Raw genomic sequence first — 20,516 nt, 5'->3', positions numbered from 1 at the left:
ACTTTGTAATTATAAAAATCTATAGAAAATGTACGGTAAAATAAAAGATACTTTAAAAAAAGAGATTCAAGAAATAAAAGAAGCAGGTTTGTATAAATCTGAAAGAATCATAACGTCTTCACAAGATGCCGTTATTAAAATTTCTACAGGAGAAGAGGTGCTTAACTTTTGTGCGAACAATTATTTAGGACTATCAAATCATCCAGAAGTAATTCAGGCTGCAAAAGACACGTTAGATTCGCATGGTTTCGGAATGTCTTCTGTTCGTTTTATTTGTGGAACGCAAGATATTCACAAACAATTAGAGCAAACAATTTCAGACTTTTACACAACAGAAGATACCATTTTATATGCAGCGTGTTTTGATGCAAATGGAGGTGTTTTTGAGCCTTTATTAACAAAAGAAGATGCCATTATCTCAGATAGTCTAAATCATGCTTCTGTAATAGACGGAGTTCGTTTGTGTAAAGCAGCACGTTATCGTTATGATAATAATAACATGGCTTCATTAGAAGAACAACTAATTGCAGCGAATAAAGAAAACCACCGATTTAAGATTATTGTAACCGATGGTGTATTTTCTATGGACGGAATTGTAGCGAAGCTAGATGAAATTTGCGATTTAGCAGATAAATATGATGCTTTAGTAATGGTTGACGAATGCCATGCAACAGGGTTTATAGGTAAAACAGGTAGAGGAACTGTTGAACTTAAAAATGTAATGGATAGAGTAGATATTGTTACCGGAACTTTAGGGAAAGCTTTAGGAGGTGCAATGGGAGGTTATACAACCGGTAAAAAAGAAATTATAGAAATTTTACGTCAACGTTCTAGACCTTATTTATTCTCTAACTCGTTAGCGCCTGCAATTGTAGGGGCATCATTAAAAGTGTTCGACTTAATATCTAATGATACGTCACTTAGAGATAAGTTAGAATGGAATACTAATTATTTTAGAACAGAAATGGAGAAGGCAGGTTTTGATTTGGTTGGTGCAGATGCAGCAATTGTACCTGTTATGTTATATGACGCAAAATTATCTCAAATAATGGCAAATAAATTATTAGAGAAAGGAATTTATGTGATTGGGTTCTTTTTTCCTGTTGTTCCTAAAGGGAAGGCTAGAATAAGAGTACAGTTATCTGCAGCACACACAGAAGAACATTTAAATAAAGCAATTAGTGCTTTTGTTGAAGTGGGTAAAGAACTAAAAGTTATTTAGAATAACATAAAATTAACATTTTCACGAATATTTTGTATATTTGTCTTTGTGGATACGTTTTAAGGTTTTACTTTTGCGTATTATAATAACGAACTTTTAATTTAAAAAATTTGATAATGAAACGATTAAAATTAGCTGTGATAGCTTTGTTTACGTTGGTAACAGTTGGTAGCGTAAGCGCTCAAGACGACAATAACCCTTGGGTTGTAGGTTTTGGTGGGAATCTTGTAGATTTTTATAATGGTGACGACTTTAGTGACCAAATTAAAGATTTATTAGGAAATAATGATTGGAATGTTTTACCTTCTATCTCTAGAATTTCTGTAGATAAGTACTTAGATAAAGGTTTTTCTTTACAATTAGCAGGTTCTTTAAACAAGATTGAAACTGTAAGAACTAAAAATGATTCAGATTTTCTTTACTATGGTGTTGATGCGATTGTAAAGTATGATGTAAATAACTTAGTAGGACAAACAGGTTGGTTTGATCCTTATGTATATTTAGGTGGAGGTTATACTTCTGTTGATTCAAGTGGTGAAGGTATGATAAACGGAGGTTTCGGTTTTAATACTTGGTTTAATGACAACTTAGGTTTAAACTTTCAGACAGGAACTAAAAAAGGTTTTTCTGATAAAGTAAGAGCACATTATCAAACTTCTTTAGGTTTAGTAATTAAATTTGGAGGAAAAGATACAGACGGAGACGGAGTATATGATAAAGATGATGCTTGTCCTGAAGTAGCAGGTTTAAAAGAATTTAACGGATGTCCTGATGCTGATGGCGATGGAATCAAAGATTCTGATGATGCTTGTCCTAATACTGCAGGTTTAGCAGCAATGAACGGTTGTCCTGATGCTGATGGTGATGGAGTAGCTGATAAAGATGATATGTGTCCTTCTGAAAAAGGAACAAAAGCAAACAAAGGTTGTCCTGATACTGATGGAGACGGTGTTGTTGATAAAAATGATAAATGTCCTTCTCAAGCAGGACCAATGGCTAACGGAGGTTGCCCTTGGCCAGATACAGATGGTGACGGAGTTTTAGATAAAGATGATAAATGTGTTAGCGTTGCTGGACCAGCTTCTAATGACGGTTGCCCAGAGAATCCTCTTAATGAAGATGAGTTAGCAATGTTAGTAGGACATACTAATGGATTATTATTTGATTTAGATAAAGCTACAATTAAAGCAGATGCAGCTGCAAAATTAGATAAAGTATATGATATAATTGAGCCTACAGAAAATGTGACTTTCGTAATTGAAGGTTATGCTGATAGTACTGGTGAAAAAGGTTATAACTTATATTTATCTGAAAGAAGAGCCGCTTCAGTAAAAGCTTACTTAGTGAAAAAAGGGATGGCTACTAGTAGATTAGAAACAGTTGGTTTTGGAGAAAAAAATCCATTAACAACTAACAATACTAGAGCTGGAAGAGCTAAAAACAGAAGAGTAGTTATAAAACTATCTGAATAAATAAAGAAGTACTTAATTTAAGTATAAAAACTCTGCTCATTTCGAGCAGAGTTTTTTTTATGGAGAAATCTTTTAAATTACAACCAAAAAGAATTATCTTTGCATCCTGAAAATGAGATGTTAAATCTCGTAATATAAATAATAATTATAATTAGATACAGATGTCTATAACAACAGGAAAAGTTTCTCAAATTATTGGGCCAGTAATTGATGTTGAATTCAATACAGAGAATGCTGAACTTCCTAAAATATATGATTCGTTAGAAATTAAAAAAGCGGATGGTTCTATTTTAGTATTAGAGGTACAACAACATATTGGTGAAGATACAGTAAGAACCATTTCTATGGATGCTACTGATGGATTAAGTAGAGGAACAGCAGTTTTAGCTACAGGGAATCCTATTCAAATGCCAATTGGAGACGATATTTATGGTCGTTTATTCAATGTTACTGGAGATGCAATTGACGGGTTAGGTAATTTAAAGAAAGAAGGAAAGGATGGATTGTCAATTCACCGTTCTGCTCCTAAGTTTGAAGATCTATCTGTTTCAACAGAAGTTTTATTTACAGGGATTAAAGTAATCGATTTAATTGAGCCTTATGCAAAAGGAGGTAAAATTGGTTTATTTGGTGGAGCCGGAGTAGGTAAAACTGTATTAATTCAAGAATTAATTAACAATATTGCAAAAGGACATGGTGGTTTATCTGTTTTCGCAGGAGTTGGTGAAAGAACTCGTGAAGGAAATGATTTACTACGTGAAATGTTAGAATCTGGAATTATAAAATACGGAGACGATTTTATGCATTCTATGGAAGAAGGAGGATGGGATTTATCTAAAGTTGATAAACCTGGAATGAGAGATTCTAAAGCAACTTTTGTTTTTGGACAAATGAATGAGCCACCTGGAGCACGTGCACGTGTTGCATTATCTGGTTTAACAATTGCTGAATACTTTAGAGACGGAGCAGGAGATGGTCAAGGAAAAGATGTGCTGTTCTTCGTAGATAATATCTTCCGTTTTACACAAGCTGGTTCAGAGGTTTCTGCATTATTAGGGCGTATGCCTTCTGCAGTAGGATACCAACCAACATTAGCAACAGAAATGGGTGCAATGCAAGAGCGTATTACATCAACTAAGAAAGGTTCTATTACATCTGTACAAGCAGTGTATGTGCCTGCAGATGATTTAACAGATCCAGCACCAGCAACAACGTTTGCGCATTTAGATGCTACAACAGTATTGTCTCGGAAAATTGCAGAATTAGGTATATATCCAGCAGTAGATCCATTAGATTCTACTTCTAGAATTTTATCTGCAGCTATTTTAGGTGATGAGCACTATAACACAGCAACAGCGGTAAAAGAAATCTTACAACGTTACAAAGAATTGCAAGATATTATTGCTATTTTAGGAATGGAAGAATTATCTGAAGAAGATAAATTGGTAGTTCATAGAGCAAGACGTGTACAACGTTTCTTATCTCAACCTTTTCATGTTGCAGAACAATTTACAGGTATACCTGGGGTTTTAGTTGACATTAAAGAAACTATTAAAGGTTTTAATATGATCATGGATGGTGAATTAGATAAATATCCTGAAGCAGCATTTAACTTAAGAGGGTCTATACAAGATGCAATTGATGCTGGAGAGAAAATGTTAGCGGAAGCATAAACAGTTGGCAGTTTGCAGTTGTTAATTTTTACTAACAACTAACAACTAACAACTAAAAACTAAAATATATGTTTTTAGAAATAGTAACACCAGAGGCAATCTTATTTTCTTCAGAAGTTGATTTATTTTCAGCTCCAGGAATAGACGGTGAGTTTCAAGTATTAAATAATCACGCTCCTATAGTATCTATTTTGAAAGAAGGTGAAATTAAGATTCATGTTCACAGTCAAGATCATCTAGAATTAGATGACTTACACGGCAAATTAGAATCTCATGCAGATGATGCTAAAGTGTTAATGCTAGCCATTAAATCTGGAACTTTAGAGTTAAATGATAATAAAGCTATTATTTTAGCAGATTAATTTTGCTTTAATAATTAAACTAATTAAACCTCAAAACAGAAATGTTTTGAGGTTTTTGGCTTCTTAGAGAACACTTTTCAGTAGAAATAGTGCTTTTAGCAATTCCCCCTTTTAAACTTCGATACTAATTAATTCAAGTATCAAAAGTCTTAATTTTTATTAGATTTATATAAAGTGTATACCTCTATTTTGAGCAAGGAAAAACACCCTTTTATTTTATTTTACTCCTCTTAAACATATTATAGTTCACTGGAATTCAATGTAATATGTATTATTATTCTATTTTTTATTTCATCTGAAGTAAAAAATTGTATTTTCGGAGATATTAATTTAACCTATTATTTATGAAAAAGTTTAATAAATTTCACATAATACTTTTACTTTCAATATTTATATTGAGTAGTTGTAATACAGATTATAAACAAGAACAACCTAGTGTAAATGATTCTAGACCAGCGAATGCTATAACTTATAAAGAAATGGCAGGCATGTTTCATCAATATGATATTGGTCAAAAGAAAGTATTAGACAGCTATAGGAAAGAGTTTACAAATGATGACAAAGATGCAATTGAAAGTATTTCTCATTTTTATGATTTGAATGACTTAAAGCAATACATTGCTTATCTAGAAAAACTATCTGAAGAAAAAGAAATTAAATTAACAGGTATTAGAATTTTTTCAGCGGCATATCCAAAAGAACATAGCGATATTTCTAGAAGTGGTAGACAAACCTTAATTTTTATGCCTACAGCAAAAATTGGAAATAGCAACAGTGTCGCTTTTGAACCTTTATATTCTAAAAAAGGAGAACCAGTAAAGTTTACAGAGTTTTTACACAAGTTTAGTAGCAAAGAAACCCAACAAGTGTTGAGAGCTTCTTTTTTTCCATCGTTTAATTCTCCAGAAGATATGGATAGTTCAGGAGCTAATAGATTAGACCCTACACCACCAATGTAATATGTTGTTATATACGGCCTACATATTATCATTTATATCAGCATTAATTTATGCTATATTCTATTTTAAAAAGTCTTTTGAGATTGATTTAAAGTATTTCTCTGCATACCTATTTTTTATGTTTTCATTTGAAATGATTGCAAGCTATGTGAAGCATAAAGGGTATGATAATTTATGGGTTTATAACAGCCTAATTTTTTTAGAGTTTAATTGTTTGTTCTTTTTTTCAAGAGAGATTTTAGATTCAAAAAAAACAAAAAAAATAATATTAAATATTATAATTATCTTTAATATTATTTATTTTTCATCAAATTTAATTTCTCTAGATAATTACCTAACTAAATATAATTCTTTAGCATCTATTTCTGGAAGTTTCTTAATAACGATCGTTTTATTTTTGTTTTACAAAGATTTTTTAGATTCGAATAGAATTTTAAACTATAAAAAATCACTTTCTTTTTGGATCGCATTTGGGCTTCTATTTTATTATTTAGGCACGATACCATTTACATCTATTATTAATTTTTTGAGTGCTATACCTCGTGAAATTAAATCATATTTTATAAAAATTCAGGTTTTTTTATCATTGTTTATGCATAGTTGTTTTATATTCGGGATATTATGGAGTCGAAAGCAAGTCAAGTAATACTTTATGCGTCAACAGTAATCATACTTTTGTTTGTTGTCTTTATTGTGCTGCTCTTTGGTTTTTTTCAGAAAAGGAAAAATCTACTATTAGAAGAACAAGAACAAAATAAAAAACGTTTTGAACGTGAAATAGCAGAAACACAAATAGAAATTAGAGAAGAGACTCTTCGGAATATTAGTTGGGAGCTGCATGACAATATTGGTCAGTTATTAACCTTAGCTAAAATTCAACTGCAAAGTGCCACTGCAAATAATCTAGATGAAGTTTCTGAAACGATTACTAAGGGGTTAACAGAAGTTAGGGCTTTGTCTAAACTAATAAATCCCGAAGCAATAAAAAATATGAATCTGAAAGACGCAGTTCAATTAGAAATTGATCGTTTTAACAGATTAAATTATATCAAATCAACCTTTAAAGTATCTGGTAAAGAACAGAAAATTGATAAAAAAGCAAGTATTATCATGTTTAGAATATTACAAGAATTCTTTTCCAATACAATTAAACATTCTAAAGCTTCTAATTTAAATGTATGCATAAATTTTAATAAGAATGGATTAGAAATTATAGCAAAAGATGACGGAGTTGGTTTTTCAACGATTAAAAATAAATCTAACGGAATAGGATTGCAAAATATAAAAAATAGAGCAAAATTAATTGGAGCTTTCGCAGTTTTTACCTCCGAAGTAAATAAGGGAACTTCCTTGAAAATAAGATATAAGTTATGATAAAATATTCAGTTGTTATTGTAGACGATCATACATTACTTTCTCAGGCTATTGCTGCCATGGTTAATACTTTTGAGAAATTTAAAGTGTTATATACTTGCAAAAATGGACAGGAATTAGTCGATAAGTTTTCTTCTTCAGCAAAGTTTATTCCAGATGTTGTTTTAATGGATATCAATATGCCTATAATGAACGGAATAGAAACTACACAATGGATTTCAGAGCATCATGAAGGTGTTAATGTTATGGCGCTTTCTGTGGAAGATGAAGATACTACTATTTTAAAAATGTTAAAAGTTGGTGCCATTGGTTATTTGTTAAAAGATACAGAAAAAGCAGTTTTAGAAAGAGCTTTAACAGAGATTGTAGAAAATGGCTTTTATCATACTAAAAACGTTACAAATTTATTAATGAAATCGCTTTCTGGCCACGAACCAGAAGAGATTAAATTAAAAGAAAGAGAAATAACGTTTATGAGATACGCTTGTTCAGAATTAACCTATAAAGAAGTAGCAGACAGAATGTGTTTAAGTCCGAAAACTATTGATGGTTACAGAGATGTTTTATTTACAAAATTGAATGTAAAAAATAGAGTTGGTTTGGTTATGTATGCTATAAAAAATAAGATTTATACTCCATAAAAATATTGTAAATTTGCACAATGGAAGAAACAAACAGACAACGTAAAATTGCAGGAGTTTTACAAAAAGATTTGGTAGATGTGTTGCAAAAAGCGGCACAAGATGGTATGAAAGGAGTAATAATCTCTGTTTCTAAAGTACATGTTACTTCAGATTTAGGAGTTGCGAAAGTATATTTAAGTATTTTTCCTTCAGAAAATAGAGAAGAAATTGTAAAAGGAATACAATCTAATACGCCTTTAGTTCGTCATGAAATGGCAAAAAGAACGCGTAATCAATTAAGAAGAATGCCAGAATTATTATTTTTTGGTGATGATACTTTAGATTACATAGAAGAAATTGACAAGTCATTAAAAGGGAATGATTCAGATCCTATAAAGAACCCAGATGTTTTGGCAAAACGTCAAAAAAGATAAATACGTTTCTTTATTTTGAGTTTTCCTTACTACATCGCTAAAAGATACCTGTTTTCTAAAACGAGCAATAATGCGATAAACATTATTACTATTATTGCTTCTTTTGGTGTAATTGTAGGGGCTTTGGCTTTGTTTATAATTTTATCTGGCTTTTCTGGCCTTAGAACTTTTAGTTATAGTTTACTCGATGTTTCAGATCCAGATATTAAAATTACCACTACAATTGGTAAATCTTTTTATATTACAGAAGATGTACATGAGGTTTTAACTTTGAATACCTCAATTAAAGAAACTTCAAAAGTGATAGAAGAGCGTGTTTTCTTAGAATATAATGAGAAAACAGAAATTGCCTTTATAAAAGGAGTTGAAGAAAATTACACTAAAATTTCTAAAATAGATTCGTCTTTAAGTATAGGTACTTGGTTGCAAAAAGACTTTAGCAATACTGCCGTTATCGGACGAGGAATTTCAAACAAACTTTCATTAGGGATTTTAAATTACGGAGAACCTCTAAAAATAATGATTCCGAAACCAGGTAAAGGTTTTGTGAACCCTAGAAATCCTTTTTATAAAATTGAAACACAAATTGTAGGTGTCTATCTAGGAACCGAAGAATTTGAAAGTAAATATGTATTTACATCTATAGAACAGGCCAGAGGTTTATTGCGTTTTAAAGAAAATGAAGTAACTGCAATTGAGTTAAAACTGCATAATAGTCAAGATTCAGATGACGTTGCAGATGTATTACAAACCAGTTTAGGGCAAGACTTCAAAGTGCAAACAAAAGAGCAACTAAACGAAGTTTTTTACAAAGTAATAAATACAGAGAATTTTGTGTCTTACTTAATTTTTACATTAATTGTTATTATCGCACTATTTAATGTTATTGGTGCAATAATTATGATGATTATTGATAAAAAACAGAATTTAAAAACCTTATTTAATTTAGGAACAACCATAAAAGAGATTAAGAAGATATTTATTCTTCAAGGTTTCTTACTTACATTTTTCGGAATGTGTATTGGTTTATTTTTAGGAATCGCTTTGGTATTTCTTCAAAAGAAATTTGAGCTATTTATGATTGTGCCAGATTTAGCATACCCTGTAGAGTTTAGATTTATGAATCTTCTAATAGTATTCTGTACAATTACAATTTTAGGCTTTATAGCAGCGAAGATTGCAAGTAGCAGAATTACCGAAGAATTTATAGAAAAATAGATTAATATTCTTGTGGAATAATGGTGTTTCCAAATTTAGCCTCCACTTCATTAAAAGCAGTAAAAACGTCATTTGCATCGTCAGAAGTAACCATTTTCATTCTATATTCTTTAAAATGCGGAATTCCTTTAAAGTAATTGGTATAGTGTCTTCTGGTTTCTACAACTCCTAAATGTTCCCCTTTCCAGTCAATGGCCATTTGCAAATGCCTTCTTGCCATTTCTACACGTTGTGCAATTGTTGGTTTTGATAAATGTTCGCCAGTTTTAAAAAAGTGTTTTACTTCATTAAAAAACCAAGGATAGCCAATAGCAGCTCTACCAATCATTGCGCCGTCTAAACCGTAAGAATCTCGCATTTCCATTGCTTTTTCTGGTGTAGTAATATCTCCATTTCCAAAAACAGGAATGTGCATTCTTTGGTTATTTTTCACAGCTGCAATAGGTCTCCAATCTGCTTCACCTTTGTACATTTGAGCGCGTGTTCTACCATGAATAGAAATTGCTTTACAGCCAACATCTTGCAAACGTTCTGCAACCTCTACAATTCTAATAGAATCATGATCCCAACCCAAACGAGTTTTTACAGTAATTGGTAAATTGGTATGTTTTACCATAGCTTCTGTAAGAGAAACCATTAAATCGATGTCTTTTAAAATTCCTGCACCGGCACCTTTAGAAACTACCTTTTTAACAGGACAACCAAAATTAATGTCTATAATATCTGGATTCGATTTTTCTACAATCTCTACCGTTCTTAACATCGACTCTAAATTTGCACCAAAAATCTGAATTCCTACCGGACGTTCTTTTTCATAAATGTCTAATTTCATCACGCTTTTTGCCGCATCACGAATTAAACCTTCCGAAGAAATAAATTCTGTATACACTACATCTGCGCCATGTTCTTTGCACAAAGCTCTAAACGGAGGGTCTGAAACGTCTTCCATCGGTGCTAATAAAAGTGGAAATTCAGGTAATTCTATGTTGCCTATTTTTACCAAAGTAAATTATTTTTATGCAAAATTAGTGTTTTTTCAACCTCTAGGAAATAAAATGTTCTTTTCTTCTAATTTTTGAAGGAGAATAGTGTTTTATTTCAATTCATAGAACAGTCTAAAATTAAGAAAGTTAGTTTTTTCTATAAGGCAATAACCATGTTCAATTTAATAATGTATTTATTTTTTAGTACAAAGGAAGTGTTGAATGTAGTGCTGTTTTAAAATATAATTATATCTTACAGAGTGAAAAGAATAATTTAAATTATGGGAGCAAAAGAAAATATTTTAAGAAAGATTAGAATTCTAATAACAAATCAGTTTGACTCACCAGAAGAAGCTTTTAGTTTTTTTGATTCTGACAAAGATGGAAGACTAAAAATAACTGAAATAAAAAAAATGTTAGAAAGCGCAGCAATCAATGGTTTTATAAGAGGTGTTGTTGCAAAAGAATTATTAAAAGGGTATGACAGGTCTAGTGATGATACCATAAATTGGGAAGAGTTTAAAGTCGCAATTGAAGAATTAGAAAGAGATTTGTAAAGCTACTAAAACGAAAAGAAAAGTACAATGGTTGGCATTGTACTTTTTTTATTTGACAAGGTTTGTAAATAACATATCTTTGTAAGTTGAACGCAGTTAGAAAACGAAGTATGAAGAACATTAGAAACTTTTGCATTATCGCACATATAGATCATGGTAAAAGTACGTTAGCAGATAGATTGTTAGAGTATACAGGCTCTGTAACAGATCGTGAAAAGAAAGATCAGTTATTAGATAGTATGGATTTAGAACGTGAACGCGGAATAACCATAAAATCGCATGCCATTCAAATGGATTATACGCATAATGGAGAGCAGTTTATTTTGAATTTAATTGATACTCCAGGTCACGTAGATTTCTCTTACGAAGTTTCTCGTTCAATTGCTGCCTGTGAAGGCGCTTTGTTAATTGTAGATGCTGCACAAAGTATACAAGCACAAACAATTTCTAACTTATACTTGGCTTTAGATAATGATTTAGAGATCATTCCTATTTTAAATAAGGTAGATTTACCTTCTGCAAACCCAGAAGAAGTTACAGATGATATTGTAGACTTATTAGGTTGCGATCCAGAAGAAATAATTCACGCTAGTGGAAAAACAGGTTTCGGAGTTGAAAACATTTTAGAAGCAATTATAGCTAGAATTCCTGCTCCAAAAGGAGATCCAGATGCGCCATTACAAGCCTTAATTTTCGATTCTGTTTACAATTCTTACAGAGGAATTGAAACGTATTTTCGTGTTTTTAACGGAGAAATCAAAAAAGGACAACGTATTAAATTCATGGCAACTAATAATGAATATTTTGCAGATGAAGTAGGTACTTTAAAGTTAGAACAAGTAGTTAGAAAATCTGTAAAAACAGGTGATGTTGGGTATTTAATTACAGGAATTAAGACAGCAAAAGAAGTAAAAGTAGGAGATACAATTACAGATGCACTAAATCCTACCACAGAAAATATTGATGGGTTTGAAGACGTAAAGCCAATGGTTTTTGCAGGAATTTACCCTGTAGATACAGAAGATTATGAAGAATTGCGTTATTCTATGGAGAAATTGCAATTAAATGATGCTTCTTTGGTATTTGTACCAGAAAGTTCTGCCGCTTTGGGTTTTGGTTTCCGTTGTGGATTCTTAGGAATGTTACACATGGAAATTATTCAAGAACGTTTAGAACGTGAGTTTAACATGACTGTTATTACAACAGTTCCCAATGTGTCTTACCACGCGTATACTAAGAAGAATCCAAACGAAATATTACTTTTAAATAATCCTACAGATTTACCAGATCCGTCGAGATTAGACAGAGTAGAAGAACCTTTTATCAAAGCAAGTATTATTACAAAATCTGATTTTGTTGGACAAGTAATGAGTCTGTGTATTGAAAAACGTGGAGAAATTGTAAATCAAACTTACCTAACAACAGAAAGAGTAGAATTAACCTTCGACATGCCTTTGGCGGAAATTGTATTCGATTTTTACGATCGTTTAAAAACGGTTTCTAAAGGATATGCATCTTTCGATTACTCTCCGATTGGTATGAGAGAATCGAAGTTGGTAAGAGTAGATATTTTATTAAACGGCAACGGAGTAGATGCGCTTTCTGCACTTTTACACGCAGATAATGCCTTTACAATTGGTAAGAAAATAGTAGAAAAACTAAAAGAATTAATACCAAGACAACAGTTCGATATTCCTATTCAGGCAGCAATTGGTGCAAAAATTATTGCGCGTGAAACTACAAAGGCATTGCGTAAAGATGTTACCGCAAAATGTTATGGTGGGGATATTTCTAGAAAACGTAAACTATTAGAAAAGCAGAAAAAAGGAAAGAAAAGAATGCGTCAGGTTGGTAATGTAGAAATTCCACAAGAAGCATTTATGGCCGTTTTAAAGCTGAATGATTAGCAGAAAGAACAAGAACATTAGAACCAAGAGTCAAAACTAAAATATTGATATGAATACATATAAGATTATAGGAATTGTACTTTTGGTTTTTTGTGCTAGTCTATTGTTTATTTTTAAGTTAGAAAACGATATTGTAGATTTTATTACAGGATTACTAACTGCTCTAGGACTTTCTTTAACTTTTGGTTTGCTACCAAAAAAAAAAGAAAAAAATCAATTAGATTCTTAGATTTATAATATAATGTAAAAGCCTTTTTGAGAGATCAAGAAGGTTTTTTATTTGAAGCTACTTCCTGCTTTCCACTATATCTTTTTGTAAAAAACAAAAAGGATGCCGTTTCAATCAGGGCTAAACTTGTTTGCCTACATTCTATTATTTCTCAGCATAAGATACTTTATGTAAAAATAAGTTTAGATTATTCTTTCATAGAAATAACAAAAAAAATGCTTCGAAAAAATCCGAAGCATTTTAAATATATATTTAAGATTAGTACTACTAGTCTCTTCCTCCTAAAATCTGTAATCCCCAATACAATAGCATTGCTAAAGAACCTAAAGCAGCAACCAAATATGTTCTTGCAGCCCATGTTAAAGCATCAGTTGCACCAGCCAACTCTTCTTGAGAAACCATATTTTTGTTTTTCAACCAAGCTAAAGCCCTGTTACTAGCGTCATATTCTACGGGCAAAGTAATAAAGCTAAAAAGCGTAGCAAAACCCATAAAAATTAAACCCGCAACTGCAATATAGAAACCAATGCCAGCAGCCCCAGAAGCCGCACCTAAAATTAACCCACCAAATACCAACCATTGAGAAAACTTAGAAGTTACGCTAACAATGGGCACTAATTGAGAGCGCATTGTTAAATAGCTATACGCTTCTGCATGTTGCACAGCATGCCCACATTCATGTGCTGCCACAGCTGCAGCAGACGCGTTTCTTTGGTTATAAACACCTTCACTAAGGTTTACTGTTTTGTTTTGCGGATTGTAATGATCTGTTAACATACCTGGAGTAGAAATTACTTTTACATCCAAAAGACCATGATCTGCAAGCATTTTTTCGGCAATTTCTGCACCACTCATTCCATTTCTAAGCTGAACTTTAGAGTATTTTTTAAACTTATCCTTTAATTTTTTACTAATTAGCCAACTTACTAAAGAGATTGCGCCAATCAAAATATAGAATCCTATCATAATTTATACAGTTTTAAAATTATATATCATTTTTGTTTGATAGATTTACATCATAAAGTATTCCAATTTTAATTCGGAGTATAAAAATGACAAAATGACAAAGAAACCAAAGATTCTAATTGTCTATACTGGTGGTACAATTGGTATGATAAAAGACTACAAAACAAATGCTTTAAAAGTGTTCGATTTTAGCCAAATTATAGATAAAATTCCAGAATTAGAACAACTAGAATGCAACATAAAAAGTATCTCTTTTGAAGAGCCTATAGATTCGTCAAACATGAATACTAAATACTATGTTGACATTCTTGAAATCATAGAAAAAAATTACAATACATATGATGGTTTTGTAATTTTAACAGGTTCAGACACCATGTCCTATACGTCTTCTGCTATTAGTTTTATGATAGAGAATTTGCAAAAACCTATTATTTTCACAGGTTCTCAATTACCCATCGGAGACTTAAGAACAGACGCCAAAGAAAACTTAATTACCTCGATAGAAATTGCAGCTTCAAGAAAAAACGACAAGCCTGTTATTTCTGAAGTTTGTTTGTATTTCGAGTACAAATTATACAGAGCAAATAGAACAACAAAAATAAGTGCAGAACAATTTGAAGCGTTTGCATCGATGAATTATCCTGCATTGGCAGAAAGTGGTGTACATTTAAATTTCAATGAACATTTAATACCCGAGGTTAAAAAAAGAAATGAAGCGTTAATTGTTAGAAAAAAACTAGTTACAGACGTCGTTATTTTAAAATTATTCCCAGGAATAACAGAGCAGGTAGTGCAGGCAATTCTAAATATCAATAATTTAAAAGGTGTTGTTCTAGAAACTTATGGTGCCGGAAACGCACCAAATGAACCTTGGTTTTTAAACTTAATAGCGTCTGCAATACAAAAAAGTATTAAAATAATAAATGTTACTCAATGTTCTGGTGGTAGCGTAATTCTTGGTCATTATGATACAAGTATTGGTTTAAAGGCAATAGGTGTAATTGGTGGAATAGATATTACAACAGAATCAGCTATTGCGAAGCTTATGTATTTATTAAGCGAAGATTTAACGGATGAGAGTTTTAAATACTACTTTCAAAAATCTTTGCGAGGAGAAATTAGTAAGAAATAATTTTTTAGACAAAAACACCCAACTCTAAAAAAAAAGTTTATTTTTACGTAAAATAGATTGATTTTTTTTTGAGGAGCAACAATTTTTTTGTTACTTGCCACTCTATTAAGAAATGAATAAAGTGTTAAGTTGTTTCAAAAAGTATTAAAATTGATTAACATTTGTTTATTTGAGATGAAAATTTATATCTTTAACCCGTTAACTATTAAAAATTAATTATAACAGAGATGAAAAAAGTAGTAAATGTCCTATCTGTAACAGGATTCATGTTTTTTGGAGCTATTCAATCAACTTTTGCACAGGAAGCAGCAGCAGAGTCAAGAACTTTTCACCAAGAATTAAAACTTCGTTTTATTGAAGGTGGCCCAATATTTATGGGAATTGTATTAGTAGCCTTAATTTTAGGTTTAGCAATTGCAATTGAAAGAATTATTTATTTAAACATGGCGTCTACAAATACTAAGAAATTAGTAGCAAATGTAGATGAAGCTTTAAGTTCAGGTGGTGTAGAAGCTGCTAAAGAAGTTTGTAGAAACTCAAAAGGGCCTGTTGCCTCTATCTTTTATCAAGGTTTAGATAGAGTTGATGAAGGTATAGAAAGTGCTGAGAAAGCAGTTGTTTCTTACGGTGGAGTTCAAATGGGACTTTTAGAGAAGAACGTTTCTTGGTTGTCATTATTTATTGCACTAGCACCAATGTTAGGTTTTATGGGTACTGTAATTGGTATGATTGGAGCGTTTGATGCAATTGCAGAGGCAAATGATATTTCTCCAGGAGTAGTTGCAGTAGGTATTAAAGTAGCCTTATTAACAACTGTATTTGGTTTAGTTGTTGCAATTATTTTACAGGTTTTCTATAATTATATCGTTTCTAAAATTGATAGTATCGTTAATAATATGGAAGACGCTTCTATTCAATTGATCGATTTATTAGTAAAGTATAAAAAATAATTTATCATGATAGATAATAAATTATCAAAAATTATCACATATGTTGTGACGGCAATCGCTTTAGTAGGTATAATCTTATTAGTAAGAGTACTTATGGCAGGTGAAGATGCTGTAGAAAATGATGTGGCTGTACAAAACAGTGTTGTTAGCCCACTAATTTCTTTTTCTCAGTACTTATTATACGGAGTAATAGTAGTAACTCTTATTTTATCTTTGTTAGGTCTATTCAAAAACCCAGAAAATTTAAAGAAAACCTTATTAGGTTTAACTGTTTTAGGTGTTTTGTTTATAGTTTCTTATTTCTTAGCAGATAGTACCGTTGTCATAGACAACGCAGGTACTATTTTAGAAGGTGGAGAAGAAGGTTCTACAATTAATAAATTAACAGGAGCTGGAATCTGGTTTAGTATTATTTTAGGCGGAATTGGTTTAGCATTTTTCGTCCTAGATTTAGGTAAAGGTTTAATAAAATCATAAAATTATGGCAAGAAGAGAGAATCCAGAAATTAATGCAGGTTCCATGGCAGATATTGCCTTCTTGTTATTAATTTTCTTTTTAGTAACAACAACAATGAACGTAGATTCTGGTGTTTCTAAAAAGTTATCAGAAAAACCACCAGAAGATTACGTACCACCAATTATCAAAGAAAAGAATATTTTCGAGGTAAATATTAATAGAGATAATGATCTTCTTGTAGAAGGAGACAGAATGGAAATTAAAGACCTTAAAGATGCTGCAATGGCTTTTATAGACAATGGCGGTGGTGATGGTAAAATAGACGAAGGGGTTGCAACGGGGCCTTGTACATATTGTAAAGGAGCTAAAAGTACTTCTTCATCAGATCATCCAAATAAAGCAATTATTTCTGTTCAAAGTGATAGAGGTACAGAATATGGTACGTACTTAAAAGTTCAAAATGAATTGATAAGAGCCTATTCAGAGTTGCGTAACAGACTTTCAAAAGAACGTTACGGAATCCCTTTTCCAGAATTAGAAGAGTCTTACAAAGATGATAGGAGTAATGAAAGTCTGAAGAAAAAAGTAGAGGATATCAAAACTAGTTATCCAGAAATTATTTCTGATGCTGAACCTACGTCTAATTAAATTTTAAAATACAACAATATGTCTAAATTTAGAAAAAAGAAAAAAGGAATGCCAGCAGTGAACACTGCTTCTTTGCCAGACATCGTTTTTATGTTGTTGTTTTTCTTTATGGTAACAACTACCATGAGAGAAACTGAATTGCAAATTGAAAATCCTAGACTACCTAACGCTACAGAAGTAAAAAAATTGGAGCATAAAAGTTTGGTAAGTACTATTTACGTGGGTAAATCTAAAGACCCAAAGTATGGTGCTAGTTACAATAGGATTCAATTAAATGATAAAATAGCGACTGCAGATGATGTACCTGCTTTTATTATTAATGAAAGGTCTAAGGTTTCTGAAGCTGAAGTACCATTTATGACTACTTCTATTAAGGCAGATAAAGAATCTAACGTAGGTACAATTATAGACATTAGGTTAAAACTAAGAGATGTAAATGCGCTTAAAATTAGTTATTCTGCATCTAAAGGTGCAAGCAATTAATTGATACATTAGAGCAAAAAAAAAAGGATAATTCATTTGAATTATCCTTTTTTTTTTGCTCTAAATTTAAATTAGTAATATATGAAATATTGTATCTTTATATTTCGTTACTCGTATTATGAAAATTAGATTGATTTTATTTTATTTTTTGGTGTTCCCTTTATTGGTCTTTTCTCAGAAAGACTCCTTAAGTTTAGGTGATAGATATGCCGAAGATCAAATTTATTTGTCGGTTTCCTATAGTCAGTTTAATAAACAACCATCAACAATTACAAAAAGTAACTTTTCTTATTCTTTATCTACCGGTTTTATTAAAGATTTTATTTTAAATAAAAAAGGAACATTTTCTTTTGCAGCCGGTGTTGGCTATGGCTATGACTTTTTTAATCATAAATTAAAAGTAGCAGAGTTAAACGGTAGTACGATGTTTAGTAATGATAACTCTATCTCAGAAAACGTCTTTAAATCCCATAATTTAGAGGTTCCTTTAGAGATTAGGTGGAGAACATCAACCGCTAAAAAATATAACTTCTGGAGGGTTTATACTGGATTGAAATTCTCATACAACCTTAGTAATAAATTTCAATATTTAGATGCTAATTCTATTCAATTTAAATATGCTAATGTTTCTGCTTATAATAAACTGCAGTATGGTTTAACAATTTCTGCTGGTTATGATGAGTTTAATATTAACTTCTTTTATGGTTTAACACCTATCTTTAACAATGGTGTAATTAACGGAGAAGCAATAGATACAAAAATTTTAAAATTTGGGTTGATTTTCTATTTCTTATAGCAAATAATAGATTCCGAATGGAGCTGTAAAACCAAAGAAAAATCCATAATATATTTCTTTTGGCGTGTGTGCTTTTAAGTAAAGTCTTGCATTTGCAACAACGCCTGCCAGCAATACATTTACAATAACTACAATTGGGAAACTATAGGAGTAGATGATTCCTAGTAAAACAAAAAAACCTGTTGAAATTCCTAATGAAAGTAAATGAATACTAATTTTTAATTGAAAAGTAAAAAAGATATATAGCAATGTAAAAGCTGCACTTGTAGCGTAAAACAACAGGCTAATGTCTCTCATACCAGCAATTGTTGCAATGGTGTTTCCTAAAAGATAGAACAACACAATCATCATAGCAACGGGTATTTTTCTCTCTTTGATGCTGTGTGCATTAAAAGTTTTTATCAGTTTTAATTTTTTGAATAAGATTAATATTAAAAGAGGAACCAAATACGTAGTTACAAATACCAAGCTTAATAATGCTAGTTTTTTATGACTAGCATAGTTGTTAGGAATCAATAAAAAGTACAGCATAACACCAATTGTAGGCACTACAATAGGATGTAAAACTACAGATATGGCTTTGTAAAACCTTTCCACTAAATTTCTTTTCGTAATCTGGCAACAGATAAATCTAATTGCTCTCTGTATTTTGCTACAGTTCTTCTAGCAATAGGATAGCCCTTTTCTTTTAGAATTGCTGCTAACTTTTCATCTGTAAGAGGCTTCTTTTTGTCTTCTTCTGCAATTACTGTTTCAAGAATTTTTTTTATTTCTTTTGTAGAAACATCCTCACCTTGGTCGTTTTTCATAGACTCAGAAAAGAATTCTTTAATCAGTTTTGTGCCATAAGGAGTAGAAACATACTTGCTGTTTGCAACTCTAGAAACTGTAGAAACATCCATATTAATTTTGTCTGCAATATCTTTAAGAATCATAGGTCTTAATTTGCGTTCATCACCCGTTAAAAAATAATCGTATTGATAATGCATAATGGTATTCATAGTTACTAAAAGCGTTTGCTGACGTTGTCTAATTGCATCTATAAACCATTTTGCCGAGTCTAATTTCTGTTTGATAAAAAACACCGCATCTTTTTGTGATTTCGATTTCACAGTAGATTCTTGATAACCTTTTAGCATGTTATTATATTCTCTAGAAACATGTAATTCTGGTGCATTTCTAGAGTTTAAAACCAAATCTAATTCACCATCTATTAGTTTAATAGAAAAATCTGGAACAATTTGTTCTGCAATCTTATTGTTTCCAGCGTAAGAACTTCCTGGTTTAGGATTTAATTTAGAAATTTCTTTAATCACTTCCTTTAACTCATCTTCAGAAATAGTATACTTTTCTTGAAGTTTTTTGTAATGTTTTTTCACGAAATGATCAAAAGCATCTTCTAGAATTTCTATAGATAAACTTCTGTATTTTGTTTTGTCTTTTGCTTTTAATTGAATAATTAAACATTCTTTTAAATCTCTGGCTCCTACACCTAAAGGATCTAAAGTATGCACAACCCTTTTAAGAACCGCAATTACTTTTTCTTCTGTAGTAAATACATTTGCAGTAAAAGCCAGATCATCTACAAGGTCTATAATTTCTCTTCTAATATAACCGCTATCATCTATGCTACCTACTAGAAATTCTGCTATAGCGCGTTCCTCATCATTTAAACTAAACGTATTTAATTGATTGCTTAAGGATTGGTGAAAGCTAGTTCCGGCTGCATAAGGCACATTTTTTTCCTCATCATCTGCGGAATAATTATTGGCTTGTGTTTTATAATTCGGAATTTCATCATCACTTAGATATTCATCTATGTTGATGTCTTCAGCTTCAATTTTTTCTGTTCCGGTATCATCAAATTCATTCGATAAATCATCATCAATGTCATCGGATTCTTCCTTACCAGTATCTAACGCGGGGTTTTCTTCAATCTCTTGTTTTAGACGTTCTTCAAATGCTTGTGTAGGCAATTGAATTAACTTCATCAACTGAATTTGTTGCGGAGATAACTTCTGTAAGAGTCTATATTGTAAGCTTTGTTTTAGCATATTTTTAAAGATACAAA

22 protein-coding genes are annotated in these 20,516 nt (G+C 31.4%); 18 read left to right on the top strand and 4 right to left on the bottom strand.

Annotated elements, in window-relative coordinates:
* The first annotated feature begins 28 nt into the window (after window positions 1-28).
* The 9 genes from kbl (at window position 29) to ES045_RS00270 (ending at window position 9,337) form a co-directional block, all read left to right on the top strand.
* On the top strand, window positions 29-1,222 hold the full coding sequence (gene kbl, locus ES045_RS00310) for a glycine C-acetyltransferase (protein WP_147110626.1): 1,194 nt from the start codon (window positions 29-31) through the stop codon (window positions 1,220-1,222).
* A 116-nt stretch (window positions 1,223-1,338) separates the two neighbouring features.
* Complete coding sequence (locus tag ES045_RS00305; protein WP_147110622.1) at window positions 1,339-2,694, top strand: OmpA family protein; 1,356 nt, start codon at window positions 1,339-1,341, stop codon at window positions 2,692-2,694.
* A 161-nt stretch (window positions 2,695-2,855) separates the two neighbouring features.
* Window positions 2,856-4,367, top strand: a complete 1,512-nt coding sequence (gene atpD / locus ES045_RS00300; RefSeq protein ID WP_147110619.1) for a F0F1 ATP synthase subunit beta — start codon at window positions 2,856-2,858, stop codon at window positions 4,365-4,367.
* Window positions 4,368-4,435: 68 nt separating this feature from the next.
* Window positions 4,436-4,729: a hypothetical protein gene (locus ES045_RS00295; RefSeq protein ID WP_147110616.1), complete on the top strand. Its 294-nt coding sequence runs from the start codon at window positions 4,436-4,438 to the stop codon at window positions 4,727-4,729.
* 344 nt (window positions 4,730-5,073) lie between these two features.
* Window positions 5,074-5,688, top strand: a complete 615-nt coding sequence (locus tag ES045_RS00290) for a hypothetical protein (protein WP_223267141.1) — start codon at window positions 5,074-5,076, stop codon at window positions 5,686-5,688.
* A 621-nt stretch (window positions 5,689-6,309) separates the two neighbouring features.
* Window positions 6,310-7,062 (top strand): sensor histidine kinase, encoded by a 753-nt coding sequence (locus ES045_RS00285; RefSeq protein ID WP_147110610.1) that lies wholly within the window; start codon window positions 6,310-6,312, stop codon window positions 7,060-7,062.
* On the top strand, window positions 7,059-7,703 hold the full coding sequence (locus ES045_RS00280) for a response regulator transcription factor (protein ID WP_147110608.1): 645 nt from the start codon (window positions 7,059-7,061) through the stop codon (window positions 7,701-7,703). Before ES045_RS00285 ends, ES045_RS00280 begins: the two co-directional genes overlap by 4 nt.
* Before the next feature lie 20 nt (window positions 7,704-7,723).
* A complete protein-coding gene (rbfA, locus tag ES045_RS00275) occupies window positions 7,724-8,119 on the top strand; it encodes a 30S ribosome-binding factor RbfA (RefSeq protein WP_147110604.1) in 396 nt (131 codons plus the stop codon).
* 15 nt (window positions 8,120-8,134) lie between these two features.
* Complete coding sequence (locus ES045_RS00270) at window positions 8,135-9,337, top strand: ABC transporter permease (RefSeq protein ID WP_147110600.1); 1,203 nt, start codon at window positions 8,135-8,137, stop codon at window positions 9,335-9,337.
* Window position 9,338: 1 nt separating this feature from the next.
* Here the strand turns inward: ES045_RS00270 and dusB are convergent, their stop codons facing one another.
* Window positions 9,339-10,340: a tRNA dihydrouridine synthase DusB gene (dusB, locus tag ES045_RS00265; RefSeq protein WP_147110597.1), complete on the bottom strand. Its 1,002-nt coding sequence runs from the start codon at window positions 10,338-10,340 to the stop codon at window positions 9,339-9,341.
* 261 nt (window positions 10,341-10,601) lie between these two features.
* Between dusB and ES045_RS00260 the strand changes: the two genes are divergently transcribed.
* The 3 genes from ES045_RS00260 to ES045_RS00250 all read left to right on the top strand — a co-directional run bounded on the left by ES045_RS00260 (window position 10,602) and on the right by ES045_RS00250 (window position 13,013).
* Window positions 10,602-10,877: an EF-hand domain-containing protein gene (locus ES045_RS00260; protein ID WP_147110593.1), complete on the top strand. Its 276-nt coding sequence runs from the start codon at window positions 10,602-10,604 to the stop codon at window positions 10,875-10,877.
* A gap of 110 nt (window positions 10,878-10,987) precedes the next feature.
* Complete coding sequence (gene lepA / locus ES045_RS00255) at window positions 10,988-12,784, top strand: translation elongation factor 4 (RefSeq protein ID WP_147110590.1); 1,797 nt, start codon at window positions 10,988-10,990, stop codon at window positions 12,782-12,784.
* 49 nt (window positions 12,785-12,833) lie between these two features.
* Window positions 12,834-13,013 carry a hypothetical protein gene (locus ES045_RS00250; RefSeq protein ID WP_147110584.1) on the top strand — a complete coding sequence of 60 codons (180 nt, stop codon included), beginning with the start codon at window positions 12,834-12,836 and terminating at the stop codon, window positions 13,011-13,013.
* A gap of 267 nt (window positions 13,014-13,280) precedes the next feature.
* On the opposite strand, the gene ES045_RS00245 is transcribed toward ES045_RS00250, so the two are convergent.
* A complete protein-coding gene (locus tag ES045_RS00245) occupies window positions 13,281-13,979 on the bottom strand; it encodes a zinc metallopeptidase (protein ID WP_147110581.1) in 699 nt (232 codons plus the stop codon).
* A 94-nt stretch (window positions 13,980-14,073) separates the two neighbouring features.
* On the opposite strand from ES045_RS00245, the gene ES045_RS00240 reads away from it, so the two are divergent.
* From ES045_RS00240 to ES045_RS00215, 6 genes are all read left to right on the top strand, one after another.
* The gene (locus ES045_RS00240; RefSeq protein ID WP_147110578.1) at window positions 14,074-15,111 is read left to right on the top strand and encodes an asparaginase; all 1,038 of its coding nucleotides are present in this window, start codon (window positions 14,074-14,076) and stop codon (window positions 15,109-15,111) included.
* Between the two features lie 227 nt (window positions 15,112-15,338).
* Entirely contained in the window at window positions 15,339-16,061 is a 723-nt protein-coding gene (locus ES045_RS00235) for a MotA/TolQ/ExbB proton channel family protein (RefSeq protein ID WP_147110576.1), read from the top strand.
* Between the two features lie 6 nt (window positions 16,062-16,067).
* Window positions 16,068-16,538 carry a hypothetical protein gene (locus ES045_RS00230; protein WP_147110573.1) on the top strand — a complete coding sequence of 157 codons (471 nt, stop codon included), beginning with the start codon at window positions 16,068-16,070 and terminating at the stop codon, window positions 16,536-16,538.
* 4 nt (window positions 16,539-16,542) lie between these two features.
* Window positions 16,543-17,166, top strand: a complete 624-nt coding sequence (locus tag ES045_RS00225; protein WP_147110570.1) for an ExbD/TolR family protein — start codon at window positions 16,543-16,545, stop codon at window positions 17,164-17,166.
* Window positions 17,167-17,184: 18 nt separating this feature from the next.
* On the top strand, window positions 17,185-17,649 hold the full coding sequence (locus ES045_RS00220) for an ExbD/TolR family protein (protein ID WP_147110567.1): 465 nt from the start codon (window positions 17,185-17,187) through the stop codon (window positions 17,647-17,649).
* A 118-nt stretch (window positions 17,650-17,767) separates the two neighbouring features.
* The gene (locus ES045_RS00215; RefSeq protein ID WP_147110565.1) at window positions 17,768-18,445 is read left to right on the top strand and encodes a porin family protein; all 678 of its coding nucleotides are present in this window, start codon (window positions 17,768-17,770) and stop codon (window positions 18,443-18,445) included.
* On the opposite strand, the gene ES045_RS00210 is transcribed toward ES045_RS00215, so the two are convergent.
* Complete coding sequence (locus ES045_RS00210) at window positions 18,440-19,042, bottom strand: hypothetical protein (protein ID WP_223267140.1); 603 nt, start codon at window positions 19,040-19,042, stop codon at window positions 18,440-18,442. The two genes, ES045_RS00215 and ES045_RS00210, sit on opposite strands and share 6 nt — an antisense overlap.
* Window positions 19,042-20,499: an RNA polymerase factor sigma-54 gene (rpoN, locus tag ES045_RS00205; RefSeq protein WP_147110562.1), complete on the bottom strand. Its 1,458-nt coding sequence runs from the start codon at window positions 20,497-20,499 to the stop codon at window positions 19,042-19,044. Before rpoN ends, ES045_RS00210 begins: the two co-directional genes overlap by 1 nt.
* Window positions 20,500-20,516: the final 17 nt, after the last annotated feature.

This window comes from Polaribacter sp. IC073 (assembly GCF_007997075.1).
In the GTDB taxonomy this organism is placed as follows: Bacteria; Bacteroidota; Bacteroidia; order Flavobacteriales; family Flavobacteriaceae; genus Polaribacter.
Note: the sequence above shows the minus strand (reverse complement) of the source record. Positions and strands in the feature narration are given on the sequence as shown.